Origin of the sequence: Rhodococcus sp. APC 3903, from assembly GCF_030407755.1 — a bacterium.
Lineage (GTDB): Bacteria > Actinomycetota > Actinomycetes > Mycobacteriales > Mycobacteriaceae > Rhodococcus_F > Rhodococcus_F erythropolis.
Genome location: NZ_JASDCV010000018.1, coordinates 55,169 through 69,161, shown reverse-complemented (window position 1 = coordinate 69,161; position 13,993 = coordinate 55,169). Strand labels below are relative to the sequence as shown.

Sequence of the window (13,993 nt, the reverse complement as noted above, 5' to 3'; positions counted from 1 at the left end):
GCCATGGACATCACCATTCACTCGAGTTTCCTTCCGCAGGACGACCCTGACGCCGCCCTGAACTTCTACCGCGACACCCTTGGGTTCGAGGTGCGCAACGACGTCGGATACGACGGGATGCGATGGATCACGGTGGGGCCGCCCGGCCAGCCCGGCACCTCCATCGTGTTGCATCCGCCGGCCGTCGATCCCGGAATCACCGACGACGAGCGCCGCACCATCATCGAGATGATGGCCAAGGGCACGTACGGCGGACTTCTTCTGGCCACCAAAGATCTGGACGATACGTTCGAGCGGCTTCAGGCCGGCGACATCGACGTCGTCCAGGAACCGACCGAGCAGCCGTACGGCGTTCGCGATTGCGCCGTCCGCGACCCAGCGGGAAACCTGATCCGTATTCAAGAACTGCGCTGAGACCGTCAACTGCGCTGAGACCGTCGGCGATCGACTGACAGATGGAGACACGATGACTGCCCTGCACACTGCAGACAGCCACGATTTGATCCGCGTGCAAGGCGCGCGGGTGAACAATCTCGAAGACATCAGCGTCGAGATCCCGAAGCGGAGGCTGACGGTATTCACCGGCGTCTCCGGTTCGGGAAAGAGCTCGCTGGTGTTCAGTACGATCGCCGCGGAATCGCAGCGGATGATCAACGAGACCTACAGCGCTTTCGTTCAAGGATTCATGCCGACGCTCGCGCGGCCGGACGTCGATGTTCTCGACGGCCTGACCACCGCGATCATCGTCGATCAACAGCGGATGGGCGTCGACCCGCGCTCGACAGTCGGAACCGCCACCGACGCCAACGCGATGCTCCGCATCTTGTTCAGCCGTCTCGGAAAGCCTCACATCGGTTCGCCTCAGGCGTTTTCGTTCAACGTGGCCTCGATCTCCGGAGCAGGCGCGGTCACGATGGAACGCGGCGGACGTCAGACGAAAGAGCGTCGTAGCTTCAAGATCACCGGCGGCATGTGTCCGCGATGTGAGGGACGAGGGGCGGTCAACGATTTCGATCTGACCGCGTTGTACGACGACACCAAGTCGCTCAACGAGAGTGCGATCACGGTCCCCGGCTACAGCATGGAGGGTTGGTACGGCCGGATCTACCGCGGCTGCGGTTTCTTCGATCCCGACAAGCCGATCAAGAAGTACACCAAGAAGGAACTGAACGATCTGCTCTACAAAGAGCCGACCAAGATCAAGGTCGAAGGCATCAACCTGACGTACACGGGTCTGATTCCGCAGATTCAGAAGTCGTTCCTCGCCAAGGACATCGACGCGATGCAGCCCCACATCCGGGCGTTCGTCGAGCGGGCGATCACGTTCACCACCTGCCCCGAATGTGATGGGACGCGTTTGAGCGAGGGTGCGCGGTCGTCGAAGATCAAGGGCGTCAACATCGCCGACGCCTGCTCGATGCAGATCAGCGATCTCGCGGAATGGGTCAGCGGTCTGAAGGAACCATCGGTCGCGCCTTTGCTCACGACGCTCGGCGAAACGCTCGACTCCTTCGTGGAGATCGGACTCGGCTACCTCAGTCTCGACCGTCCGTCGGGAACGCTGTCCGGTGGTGAAGCTCAGCGCACCAAGATGATTCGTCACCTGGGTTCCTCGCTCACCGACATCACGTATGTATTCGACGAGCCCACTACCGGCCTGCATCCGCACGACATCGCGAGGATGAACGATCTTCTGCTGCGCCTGCGGGACAAGGGCAACACCGTGCTCGTTGTCGAGCACAAGCCGGAGACGATCGTGATCGCCGATCACATCGTCGACCTCGGTCCAGGCGCGGGTAGCGCCGGCGGAAACGTCTGCTTCGAGGGCACAGTCGATGGCTTGCGAGCTAGCGATACGGTCACCGGGCGTCACTTCGACGACCGGGCCGCCCTCAAGGAGACCGTGCGGGAGTCCACCGGAGCAATCGAGATTCGTGGAGCGAACTCACACAACCTCCAAGATGTAGACGTCGACGTACCTCTCGGCGTACTGGTCGTGGTGACTGGTGTGGCCGGATCGGGTAAGAGTTCGCTGATCCACGGCTCGCTCGCGAAACGCGAAGACGTGGTGTCGGTCGATCAGAGTGCGATCCGCGGCTCGCGTCGGAGCAACCCGGCAACGTACACCGGGCTGCTCGATCCGATCCGCAAGGCATTTGCCAAGGCCAACGGCGTGAAGCCGGCGCTCTTCAGTGCCAACTCCGAAGGTGCCTGCCCGACGTGCAACGGCAACGGCGTCATCTACAGCGACCTGGCGATGATGGCCGGCGTTGCCACTCTCTGCGAGGAGTGCGAGGGCAAGCGCTTCCAGGCGGAAGTTCTCGAATACAAATTCGGTGGCAAGGACATCAACGAGGTTCTCACGATGTCGGTGGCCGAGGCCGAGGAGTTCTTCGGCGACGGTGAGGCGACGACGCTCGCTGCGCACAAGATCCTCGTCCGACTGGTCGACGTGGGGCTCGGGTACCTCACGATCGGCCAGCCGTTGACGACGCTGTCGGGCGGTGAGCGTCAGCGCATCAAGCTGGCGACGCACCTCGGCGAGAAGGGTGGCGTGTACGTCCTCGACGAGCCGACCACCGGACTGCACCTGGCCGACGTCGAGCAGTTGCTCGGCCTGCTCGATCGACTCGTCGATTCCGGTAAGTCCGTCATCGTCATCGAGCACCACCAGGCCGTGATGGCGCACGCCGACTGGATCATCGACCTCGGCCCTGGAGCCGGTCACGACGGCGGTCGGATCGTCTTCGAAGGCACTCCCGAGGAGCTCGTCGCCGACGGCTCCACCCTCACCGGAAAGCATCTCGCGGCATACGTCGGCGGCTGACCTGGCTCCTACCTCAGGCGTCGATACCCAGGTTGATGACGGCGAGGTAGGAACCGTCCGACTGCTTCTCGACGGTCATGAGGCCGGTGTCGTCGTAGATACCGTCACTGGCGTTGTTCGTGTTGTTCTCACGACCGGTGTGCTCGCTGTACGGGGACTGCGAGTACACCTCGTCGAGAAGGGTCTCGTCGAAGAAGGTCTGCGACGTGAGGACCGTCTTCTTGTCGATGTGAACCTTGACGTGGATGTGGGTGGTGCGGCCCATGTACCAGCCGGGGAAGATCGTTGTGAACTGTGCGATGCCGTTTGCATCGGTGGTCTGGGCGCCGCGCAGGTAGGTGCCGTCGTCGGTGGTGGTGGCTTCGGTGTCGCCGACGCTGTACGAACCGTCGGAGGTCTCGCCGGAACCACCCATGCCGCCGCCCATTCCTCCGGGGGCGCCTGACGGAGGTTCGCCCATTCCACCTCCGGGTGCACCTGACGGAGGTTCACCCATCCCGCCGGCCGGGGGAGTTCCGCCGCCACCACCGCCGCCGCCGCCGTTGGCGCTCAGCGAACCGGATTCGAAGCCGGAGTACACGCCGCCGGCGTCGCAGTGCCAGATCTCGACGACGGCGTTGGAGACCGCGCCGATGCTGCCGTCGACGTTGCACTGGCTGTTGTCCTGCACGCGCATTGCCACCTGCAGTGTGGTGCCCGGACGGTCTTCGCGGATGTCGCCGCGAATGGAGTCGACGTCGAACCAGTAGGGGCCCTGTGTCTCTTCCTTGCTCATGACGCACTGCGGTGCTTTGGCCAGAAGTGCGGTGACGGCATCGCCGGACGTGGCCGCTGCAGAAGCGCCGGAAGTGGTTGTCGCCGATGCAGCCGCGGCCGAAGTTGTCGTGGCGGTGCCACTGTTACCGGAACAGGCTGCGATGAGCCCGCCGAGACTGATGGTTCCGCCGAGAGCGAGGGCCCGTCGACGGCTCACGCGTAGCCTGCTCGCTTCGATGTCTTTGTTCACGCCGCTGTACCTCCATTGTGTGGGCTGTTGTCTCAATGGTGGACGGGCGACCTGGTGCGGAACTGGTTATCCGCTGTGAACTTGCTGGGAGAGCATCTGGATGCTCGAGGTGGCCCGTACGTAGACCTGCCCGCCGGCGTCGACGATGCGAGTTTCGATCAGGGCGAGCCTGCGCCCGGCGCGAATCACGGAGGCTTCGGCGCGCAAGACCGGCCCACCGATGTCGGGTGAGCGCAGGAAGTCGATCTTGTGGTCGAGGACGCGATAGTCCTGATCGGCGCTGGTCAGGGTCTGTGCTGCCAGTCCCGTAACGGCGTCGACTGCCGAGATGAGGACACCGCCCTGCACGGCGCCCAGCGGGTTGGCCATCCAGGCGACGGGTGCGAACTCCCCGACGACGGAACCTGGCGTCACGTCGACGACAGCAAGATCGAGTAGTCCGGCGAGCGGTCCGCGTTCGAGCGTGCCGCCTCGGATACCTTCGACGACGTCGGACCCCGACAACCCACTCAGGTTGCTCGTTTTCTCCGGCGTCGGGACCGGTAGCGGCTCACCGTCCACGTAGTCGTCGATTCCGACGACGGGTGGACGCGAGACCACCATTGCGCGGCCGGCCATCACGGCCAGCAGGGTGCCGTTCTCGTCGCGAAGTTGACCGGACGCGAGCCCGACGCCGTCGTCGAGATGCACGAGCGTGCCGGTGGCGCCGACGTCTGCGAGAGCGGGAATGTCGGCGCCCGCGCTGACCGTGACCTGCGCGAGCACGGATTGATGGCCCGAGGTCAGTCCCGAGTACACCGCGCCGCCCATGGCACCGTCGATCATGACGCCGATGGAACCGAGCACCGTCTTGCCACGGTGATCGTGGAAGCGCGGGCCGACTGCCTGCGCGAAGGCCAAGTCGCCAGGCACGACCGATACGGCGCGCACACCCATCAAGGTGTTGAGGGGGTCAAGTTGTGTGACGGGTGCGGCGGAGTTGTCGATGCTCATCCGTCGAGTATCTCCAGCGCGCCCAGTCCTGCCGAGACCGGGTCTCAACCACCGATACGTGAATGCATCTCCCAGACGAGGACTTCCGCCCCGGCATCGGAGGTCAGTTGCTGCCCACCCGAATCGCTCAACCGGACGGCATCACCCTCGTACAGTGTGCCGACGCCCTCCATCTCGGCAGTGCCCTGCGCAACGAAGACGTGCAGGAACGGTGCGCTGGGAAGATTCACGGAGGTGCCGGGCAGAATCCGCGCGACGTGCATGGCGGCGTTCTTGTTGTTGATGCGAATCGCCGAGTGATCCTTGTAGCGCTCCATTCCGGAGGCCACCGGGATCAGTCCGCCGCGCAGCAGTTCGTCGTCGATCTCGAGTTGTTCGTAGCCGGGAGTCAGTCCACCTTCGTCGGGTACCACCCACATCTGGATGAAATGCACGGGGTCGGAATGCTGTTCGCCGCCAATACGCCACGAATCGTTCTTCTCGCTGTGCATGATTCCGGTGCCGGCGCTCATGCGCTGGGCGAGGCCTGGATAGATGACGCCGGTGTGGCCGATGGAATCCTGGTGCACGAGCGAACCGCGAAGTACCCACGTCACGATTTCCATGTCCTTGTGCGGATGGGTATCGAAACCGGTTCCCGCCAGTACGGTGTCGTCGTTGTTGACGAGCAGCAATCCGTGATGAGTGTTGTCCGGATCGTAATGCTGTCCGAACGAGAACGAATGTTTCGAATCCAGCCAGGAGACGCGGGATTTCAAGCGATCACCGGAGCGGTGCACATCGATGTGCGGTGTCGTCCGTGGGGCCTGTGCTCGACCAGATGCCATGGCTCCTCCTTCTGTGCCACCGGGATCCATCACTACCGGATCCACCACTACCGGCATCCACCCTACGACGAACCTGCTGTGTAGTCCGAACATTGGGCGTACTCGGTGGTGTCGTCAGTTCGTCGACGCGTGCATCTCCCACACGAGTATCTCCGCATCGTCGATTCCCTCGACTCGTTGACCGCCAGTGTCCTTGAGTCGCAACGAATCTCCTGGTCCCAGCAATCCGACTCCCTCGACGTCGACAGTGCCGCTGGCGATGAACCCGTGCACGTACGGCGCATCCGGAAGAGATACCGACCCGCCGGTCTCGAGGCGAGCAACATGTAGTGCCGCATGTTTGTTGTGCAGGCCGATGGCGCTGTGACCGCGATGCGCAGGCATCCCCGATGCCAGGGTGATCAGGCCACCGCTGTCGAGTTCGGAGTTGATGTCGAGTTCCTGATAGCTCGGGGTCACTCCGGATTCGTCCGGCGGTATCCACATCTGAACGACGTGAACGGGTTCGGTGACGCGTGAGCCGTCGGCCCGGAAGCGATCGTTGCGCTCGGAGTGCAGGATTCCGGTACCGGCGCTCATTCTCTGCGCGAGTCCGCGATGGATGACGCCGGAGTGCCCAGCGGAATCCTGGTGAACCAGAGATCCGCTGAGCACCCACGTCACGATCTCGGTATCGCGGTGCTGATGAGTGTCGAAACCGGAGCCGGCTTCGATGATGTCGTCGTTGTTCACCAACAGAAGCCCGTGCGCGTACGCGGCGTGATCGAAGTTTCCGGCGAAGGGGAAACTGTGACGCGCGGTGAGCCAGCCGTAGTTGAGGTGCGCACGTTCGGCTGCTCGTTGGACGACCACCGACGACATGTCAGCTCAGCTTTTCGTGTGCTGCCGGGATGGATCCGAGGCGTCCGGCCTGGAAGTCCTCGAAGGCCTGCATGACCTCGGACTTGGTGTTCATGACGAACGGCCCGGCCATCGCGATGGGCTCACGAATCGGTTTGCCACCGAGGATGAATACCTCGAGGGATTCGGTCCGCGAATCCTGGCGATCGGAAGCGGCGACGGTGATGGAGTCACCGCGTCCGAAGACAGCCGTCTGCCCTACTCGAATGGGTCGACGCTCGGCTCCGACCGTTCCTTCGCCGGCGAGCACGTAGACGATGGCGTTGAACTCGGGGTTCCAGGGCAGAGTCAGGCTCGCACCCGGGGCAATAGTGGTGTGGGAGAGCGCGATGGGTGTGCACGTCGATCCGGGTCCGGCGTGGCCGGCGATGTCTCCGGCGATGACGCGCACCAAGGCTCCGCCGTCCGGCGAGGAAAGCAGGGCCACCTTGTTGCCCGTGATGTCCTGGTACCGCGGAGATGCCATCTTGTTGTCGCGAGGCAGGTTGACCCACAGTTGGACGCCGTGGAACAGGCCGCCGCTGAGGACGAGGTGCTCCGGCGGAGTTTCGATGTGAAGGATGCCGCCACCCGCGGTCATCCACTGAGTGTCGCCGCCGCCGATTACACCGCCGCCACCGTTGGAGTCCTGGTGCTCCATGATGCCGTCGATCATGTAGGTGACGGTTTCGAAGCCGCGGTGCGGGTGCCACGGAGTGCCCTTGGGCTCTCCGGGTGCGTAGTTGACTTCGCCCATCTGGTCCATGTGGATGAACGGGTCGAGGGCGGAGAGGTCGATGCCGGCGAACGCGCGGTGAACGGGAAAGCCTTCACCTTCGTATCCGACCGGCGCGGTGGTGATGCTCTTGACGGGGCGGTCGACTGCTGACTCTGCCGGCTCGTCGAGGCGGGGCAGGGCCAAGATGTTCTCGACTGTCACAGCAGGCATGTCGTACTCCTTGTATCCGTGAAGCTGATGTCAGGTAGTTGATTGTTCAACTATCTCATTCGGAGTCAACAAAGTCGAGCCCCGGGTATTCCCGGGGCTCGGCTGGTGTTCGGATCAGCCTGTTGTCTGGATCAGCGCAACATGCTGCCGAGGGTTTTTGCCGCTGCCATGACCTCGGCGCCCAGGGTTGCTTGATCCTCGGAGTCGAATACGGAGATTCCGAGGCTGGAGATGGCGTCGCGGCGTCTGCCGGGGATGACTGCCGAGATTCCGAGGACGGACGGGATGACCTCCCCGACGGTCACTGCATAACCCCGTGCGCGGGCAGCCGTCACTTCCTCTCGTTCCCCGCTCACCGGTGGGAGTGAGGCAAGAATGGAAAGCCCGGCGGAGCCGCGGTCGATCGGATCAACCTGCCCCGGATGAAACGCGACGTGAACCTTGGCGCTGCGCGGTTCGACCACCATCAGTGCGCGCACTTCGGTGTCGCTCTCGCGGACCACCAGGTGTGCTGTCGCCTCGGTGGCCTCGGCAAGTTCTTGAAGTATCGGGCGGGCCAGGGTTCGCAAATCTTGTTCCACCGGTTCGGCGAGGGTGACCAGTCCGGCGCCGAGAGTGACGCGCTTGAAGGAGTCCTTGCGGCACAGGTGATGAGCCTCGAGTGTGCGGATCAACCGATGTGCGACAGTCCGGTGGACTCCCACTCCGTCGGCAATGTCCGTGACTGACAAACCGTGCGGATAGGACGTCAGGAGTTCCAAGATCTCGAGTCCGTGGTGCAGCGTTTTCGACATGCTCGAGTCCACTTGAACTGCGCTTTTGCGCGGACGGTGTTCCTCGCTCAGCTCTGACATCAAATCCCTTTCTTGACGTTTGTGAGGTATGCCACCTACGCTTTGAACATATCGCACAGTGTGTGCGATTATCGCACACTTTACGGAGCTGCACAACCTTCGGGTGGATGCAGCGCAGCGTGTTCGGAGAGAACCTTCATGAGCAACTACCGCGTCGTGGCAACGGAGGATGTTGTCGCAATCCACCAGCTGTACGGCCACCAGAGTCATTGCATAGACTCTGGGCGCCAGCAGGATTGGGCGCAGACATTCACGGACAACGGTGAATTTCATTCAGCCAGTTATCCGGAACCCGTGGTCGGTTTCGACGACCTTGCAGCGTTTGCTGCTCGCTTTTACGCTGCTGCGGAAGCTGTCGACGAGGTGCATCGGCACGTTCTGACCAATCTCGTCGTCGAGGCGGTGGACGAGAGTGCTCTCGCAGTGCGCGGGTACCTGCAGATCGTTGCCACCGCTCGCGGCGGTGAATCGCGACTGGTGCGGATGACGACTGTCGATGACCGCGTGGTTCGGGTCGGTGAGGAATGGAAGATCGCCCGCCGCACCGTCTCCCGAGACGACGCACCTCGAGTGTCCGAACAAGGCTGAAGTACCGAAAAGTTTCTTGCACAACAATATTCAGTAGGAGAAGTACATCATGACCGAAAGCTCTGACCAGACGAACCCGGGCCGCACCGTTGTGACGCAGATGTCGGCGGTGTACCCGGAGTTGGCAGGCAAGGTCGCAGTGGTGACCGGCGCGGCTCAGGGTATGGGTGCGACGTTCGCCGAAGGGCTGGCAACACGCGGCGTACATGTCGTCGGTGCCGACATCAACGAAGAGCAGATGCTCGCCACGGCCGCACGAATCAATACGGACCTGGAATCGAATGCACTGGCGGACAAGCCGGGTCGCGTCGTTGGAGCTCGGGTCGACGTCACCAAGCCGGACGAGCACGAACTGCTTGCGCAGTTGGCGTTGAAGGAGTTCGGCCGGGTCGATTTCTGGATCAACAATGCGGGTATCTTCCCGTTCGCGCTGGCCGAGGAGATTACCCCGGAGCAGATCGGCGCAACGCTGAGTGTCAATGTCGAAGGAGTGCTCTACGGTGCTCAGGCAGCGGCACGCCACCTCGGTCCCGGTGGCGCCATCGTCAACATGTCCTCGGTATCTGCGCTGCGTGTGCGGAAGGGGAGAGGCGCTTACTGCACGTCGAAAGCTGCCGTCGCGCACCTCACTGAGTCGCTCGCAGTGGAGTTCGGAGACAAGGGTATTCGTGTGAACTCCATTGCGCCCGGCTACATCGACACGGCGATGACGAAGTGGGTTCAAGAAGATCCGATCGCGCTCGCGAACGCACTCGACGCGGTGCCGCTGCATCGTCTGGGCTCGCCCGAAGAGGTCTTCGGCCCGCTGCTGTTCCTGCTCTCGGACAGCGCGCGCTACGTCACCGGGCACAGCATTGCGGTGGACGGTGGTTCGCGGCATGTCTGAGTCCACGAAATATCCCGGCGTCGTTCTCGTTACCGGCGGTGCTGCCGGGATGGGAGCGCATCACGCGCGCACTCTCGCCGCGCGCGGTTCGCATGTCTGCATTGCCGATGTTTCGGATTCATCCGGCGTGGTCGACGACATTGTCTCCGCCGGCGGATCGGCGTCCGCTCATCTTCTAGACGTCACCGATGCCGAGGCCTGGGACCGGGTTGTCGACGAAATTCGCACCACCCGTGGGGAACTCGGCGGACTGGTCAACAACGCCGGCATCTCGCGTCGGCTCGAATTCATGGACACCCCGAACGGCATCTGGGAACTGACCATGAAGATCAACCTCTTCGGTCCGTTCTACGGTATGAAGGCGGTGGCGCCGCTGATGCGCGAGAGTGGTGGCGGATCGATCGTCAACATCTCGTCCATCGCCGGTCAGATCGGATACTTCTCTCCGGCTTACTCGTCGAGTAAGTGGGGTTTGACCGGTCTGTCGAAGTCGGCCGCAGGCAACTTCGCGCAGTGGGGGATTCGCGTCAACTCGGTACACCCGGGACTGGTCGGCACGGCGCTGCTCGGCGGCGCAAACGACTTCGTCGCCGCGTCACTGAAGTCGGTTCCCTTCGGACGCATGGGAACTCTCGACGAGATCACCGAAGCAGTGCTGTTCCTGCTCTCGAACAGTTCGACCTACACCACCGGTACGGAGCTCACCGTCGACGGCGGGTTGGTGTCGAACGGTCTTTACCACCGCATCATCGCGGAGACTGGAGAACTTTCATGACCGAGCACTGGGACGTCGTTGTCATCGGTGGCGGCGGAGCAGGCCTCGCGGCTGCGGTGTCCGCGGCAGAAGAAGGTGCATCCGTTCTGCTGTTCGAGTCCGAAACCGAACTCGGTGGTTCCACTGCGCTCTCGGCCGGAATCTTCACGGCCGCCGGAACAAGCGTGCAGGCCGGACTCGGCGTCGACGACTCGGCGGAGAAGTTCTTCCAGCACTACATGGACCTCAACCAGTGGATGCTCTCACCCGGATTGATTCGTGCGTTCTGCGAAAACGCCGGTCCGACACTGGAATGGCTCATCGGACTTGGCGTCGAAATTCCGGCGGCAATCTCGGGTAACGCTCACCAACCGGGACTCGCCCAGGCCGGCGTCGAGGACGTCTGGCGCGGCCATGTGCCCAAGGATCAGGGATACGGACTGATTCAGGTGCTGGACAAGGCTCGTCGTAAGCACGGGATCGAGGTCATCTTCGGAACACGGGTGCAGAAGCTGATCGAGGAAGACGGTCGGGTTGTCGGTGTTGTCGCCGACGACATCGAGGTACATGCGGGCGCCGTCGTTGTTGCTTCCGGTGGATTCGCGCAAGATCCTGGCTTGGTGGCGCGCCACTTCCCGGACGCGAACAAGGCCGGAGACGCCTTGTTCGTCGTCGCAGCCGAGGGGAGTCGCGGAGACCATCTTCGTTTTGCCGAGGACCTCGGTGCTTCCGTGGCGGGCGACGGCTGGGGTCTGATGCTGCCCACGGTCTACTTCCAGCGACTCCATCACTGGCAGGCCGGTTTCCCGCCGAAGTCGCGGATCTACGTCAACCAGGACGGCCGTCGATTCATGGACGAGGACAGCTCGTACGCCGTCTCGACCGGCATCATCGACCATCAGGGTGGATACGGTTGGATGATCTTCGACGAGAACGCTCGCGTGAATCTGGCTCCTGGATATGCGGATTGGAATCCCGAACGCATCGAGGAAGAAGTTGCCGCCGGTGGCACGATTCGTGCGGACACGATCGAAGACCTCGCAGTGGCGACGGGTGTTCCGGTTGCGACGTTGGCGCAAACCCTGCGTCGATGGAACGACCAACTGCCCAGCGGTCACGACGACGACTTCCTCCGTCATCGCACGTTGCGGAACAAGGGTGCCGTCGGCAATCCGGATCCTATTGCGACAGCACCGTTCTATGCCGCGAAAATCCTTCCGGCGGAGCTCGTATGCACGCACGCGGGAATGGAGATCAACACCGATGCGGCCGTACTCGGCAGCACCGGAGTACCTATCGAGGGTCTGTACGCGGCCGGTGAGGCCGGCGCCGGAATCCTCGGACTGAGATACGTGGGCGGCGGCAATGCAGTTGCCAACGCTTTGACCATGGGCCGCGTAGCGGGACGTAATGCGGCGAATTACACCAGGACCAGCGCTGAGAGCGCACCGGTCCATTCCATCGCGCACTCCTGACGTCCGACGTCTGCGCGGCACCGAATCCAGTCAGTATCCAATCCAGGCAGGGAACAACATGTCAGAGAATGAGACCATGGCGAGAGCCGAATTCACCGAGGGCAGCAGCGTGGCAACCGAACGACAGTCGACGACGAAGGTAATTCGCGCGGCCATCGTCGGTACCGTCGTCGAGTACTACGACTTCGGTATCTACGGATACATGGCCACGACAATCGCCGCGCTGTTCTTCGTTTCCCACGACCCGAACGCAGCACTGCTCGGTACCTTTGCAGCATTTGCCGTGGCCTTCTTTCTACGCGTGCCCGGCGGAATCTTCTTCGGCCACATCGGCGACAAGTACGGCCGAAAGAATGCTCTCTCCTGGACCATCCTTCTGATGGTTCTGGCGACAGCAGGCATGGGCTTGCTACCGACGTACGCCACGCTGGGTGTGTGGGCCACGTCCATCCTCGTTCTGGCTCGTTGCCTTCAGGGCTTCGCGGCCGGCGGTGAACTCGGCGGTGCCAACGCGTTTGTCTCCGAGTCCGCTCCCAAGCGGTGGCGTGCAACGCAGACCTCGATGGTCAATACCGGCACCTACCTGGGTTCGCTGGCTGCTTCGCTCATGGCCCTCGGCCTGACGTCGGTATTCTCGCAAGAGCAGATCCTCGAGTGGGCGTGGCGTATCCCGTTCCTGCTCAGCCTGCTGATCGGTGGCATCGGTATCTGGATCCGTAGCCAGATGGAAGACACTCCTCAGTTCGAAGAACTGCAGGACAAGGGTGAGACCAAGAAGCTTCCCATCCGTGAGCTGCTCAGTACCTCCGGCGGCAGCGTCGTCAAGATCATCCTGCTGGGCGCACTCATCACCGGTGGCTACTACATCGCCTCGGTGTATGCCGCAACGTACCTGCAGACCACCGGCGGTCACTCGTCGCGCGTTGCCTTCCTTTCCACTTCTCTTGCGCTGGTTCTCGGCGTCATCACGTTGCCGATCTCGGGATACATGGCAGACAAGTACGGGCGTCGGCCGGTGCTGTTCGCCGGTAGTGCCGCCGCAGTGGTTCTCGGAATCCCGATGTTCATGATGATGGCCGGTTCTGGTATCTGGCAGGCGGTTGTCGGTCAGTCGGTGCTCTTCATCTGCGTTTCCGTTGTCAACGGTGCTTCGTACGTGACCTATGTCGAAATGCTGAAAGCATCTGTGCGGTACAGCGGTCTGGCCTTGGGCAACAACGTCACCAACATGTTCCTCGGTGGCACCGCGCCCTTCATCGCCACCTATCTCATCAGCTTGACCGGTAACTCTCTCGCCCCGGCCGGATACTTCGTGTTCTGTGCCGTGATCACCCTCGTCACGGTCTTCTTCATCAAGGAGACCAAGGGCGTTGAACTGCAGGTTGATTGATCACCTCGGGAGAACAGGAGACGTGTTGTGTCCCTCGCTGACAAGCAAGAAATCACCGAAGTTCTGTATCGCTACGCTCGGGCCGTCGATCGGAAAGATTTCGACAGCGTAGCTCTCTGCTACTTCGACGACGCGATAGACAACCACGGTGGTTACATCGGAACCGTCGACGGGCTCATCGAAGACATGAAGCTCAGGCACAAGACGATCGACTCTTCGATTCACTGCATTTCCAACATACTGATCGACGTCAACGGCGATGTCGCTCAGTGTGAGTCGTACTGTTTGTGTTTTCTGCGGCAGGAGCGTTCCGGTACGGATTCGGTGCAGACGCTTGCCACGATCAAGTGCCGTTACGTCGACAGGTTCGAAAGGCGCGGTGGTGAGTGGCGAATCGCCGATCGGATCGTCGTGTTCGACGAATCCCGTGAAGACATGATCGAGAACATCCTGCCCACTGACTGGGTGACGCAACGTCGATCCTTCGACGATCCGGTGTACACCAGGACGCCTTGACCAGTAGTGCAGACGAAAGGCCTTCACACACGATGTGTGTGAAGGCCTT

14 protein-coding genes are annotated in these 13,993 nt (G+C 62.2%); 8 read left to right on the top strand and 6 right to left on the bottom strand.

Features of this window, described 5'->3' with window-relative positions:
* Positions 1-3 precede the first annotated feature (3 nt).
* Positions 4-414: a VOC family protein gene (locus QMA15_RS23750; RefSeq protein WP_020909044.1), complete on the top strand. Its 411-nt coding sequence runs from the start codon at positions 4-6 to the stop codon at positions 412-414.
* Between the two features lie 52 nt (positions 415-466).
* Positions 467-2,827 (top strand): excinuclease ABC subunit UvrA, encoded by a 2,361-nt coding sequence (locus tag QMA15_RS23745; RefSeq protein ID WP_290286866.1) that lies wholly within the window; start codon positions 467-469, stop codon positions 2,825-2,827.
* A gap of 13 nt (positions 2,828-2,840) precedes the next feature.
* On the opposite strand, the gene QMA15_RS23740 is transcribed toward QMA15_RS23745, so the two are convergent.
* The 6 genes from QMA15_RS23740 to QMA15_RS23715 form a co-directional block, all read right to left on the bottom strand.
* The gene (locus tag QMA15_RS23740) at positions 2,841-3,833 is read right to left on the bottom strand and encodes a protocatechuate dioxygenase (RefSeq protein ID WP_279164280.1); all 993 of its coding nucleotides are present in this window, start codon (positions 3,831-3,833) and stop codon (positions 2,841-2,843) included.
* A gap of 66 nt (positions 3,834-3,899) precedes the next feature.
* Entirely contained in the window at positions 3,900-4,826 is a 927-nt protein-coding gene (locus tag QMA15_RS23735; RefSeq protein ID WP_047889660.1) for a hotdog fold thioesterase, read from the bottom strand.
* Between the two features lie 44 nt (positions 4,827-4,870).
* Positions 4,871-5,653 (bottom strand): pirin-like bicupin family protein, encoded by a 783-nt coding sequence (locus QMA15_RS23730; protein ID WP_020970714.1) that lies wholly within the window; start codon positions 5,651-5,653, stop codon positions 4,871-4,873.
* A gap of 114 nt (positions 5,654-5,767) precedes the next feature.
* Positions 5,768-6,514, bottom strand: coding sequence for a pirin-like bicupin family protein (locus QMA15_RS23725; protein WP_019745208.1), 747 nt, complete (start codon positions 6,512-6,514; stop codon positions 5,768-5,770).
* Position 6,515: 1 nt separating this feature from the next.
* A complete protein-coding gene (locus QMA15_RS23720; protein ID WP_290286862.1) occupies positions 6,516-7,481 on the bottom strand; it encodes a pirin family protein in 966 nt (321 codons plus the stop codon).
* A gap of 131 nt (positions 7,482-7,612) precedes the next feature.
* Positions 7,613-8,335, bottom strand: coding sequence for a helix-turn-helix domain-containing protein (locus tag QMA15_RS23715; RefSeq protein ID WP_060938028.1), 723 nt, complete (start codon positions 8,333-8,335; stop codon positions 7,613-7,615).
* Positions 8,336-8,473: 138 nt separating this feature from the next.
* On the opposite strand from QMA15_RS23715, the gene QMA15_RS23710 reads away from it, so the two are divergent.
* From QMA15_RS23710 to QMA15_RS23685, 6 genes are all read left to right on the top strand, one after another.
* On the top strand, positions 8,474-8,923 hold the full coding sequence (locus QMA15_RS23710; RefSeq protein ID WP_279164283.1) for a nuclear transport factor 2 family protein: 450 nt from the start codon (positions 8,474-8,476) through the stop codon (positions 8,921-8,923).
* A 49-nt stretch (positions 8,924-8,972) separates the two neighbouring features.
* Positions 8,973-9,809 carry an SDR family oxidoreductase gene (locus tag QMA15_RS23705; RefSeq protein WP_007731420.1) on the top strand — a complete coding sequence of 279 codons (837 nt, stop codon included), beginning with the start codon at positions 8,973-8,975 and terminating at the stop codon, positions 9,807-9,809.
* The gene (locus QMA15_RS23700) at positions 9,802-10,584 is read left to right on the top strand and encodes an SDR family oxidoreductase (protein WP_290286857.1); all 783 of its coding nucleotides are present in this window, start codon (positions 9,802-9,804) and stop codon (positions 10,582-10,584) included. Before QMA15_RS23705 ends, QMA15_RS23700 begins: the two co-directional genes overlap by 8 nt.
* A complete protein-coding gene (locus tag QMA15_RS23695; protein WP_290286855.1) occupies positions 10,581-12,038 on the top strand; it encodes an FAD-dependent oxidoreductase in 1,458 nt (485 codons plus the stop codon). Before QMA15_RS23700 ends, QMA15_RS23695 begins: the two co-directional genes overlap by 4 nt.
* A 76-nt stretch (positions 12,039-12,114) precedes the next feature.
* Positions 12,115-13,428 (top strand): MFS transporter, encoded by a 1,314-nt coding sequence (locus QMA15_RS23690; protein WP_113682873.1) that lies wholly within the window; start codon positions 12,115-12,117, stop codon positions 13,426-13,428.
* A gap of 27 nt (positions 13,429-13,455) precedes the next feature.
* Positions 13,456-13,944: a nuclear transport factor 2 family protein gene (locus QMA15_RS23685; RefSeq protein ID WP_029256188.1), complete on the top strand. Its 489-nt coding sequence runs from the start codon at positions 13,456-13,458 to the stop codon at positions 13,942-13,944.
* Positions 13,945-13,993: the final 49 nt, after the last annotated feature.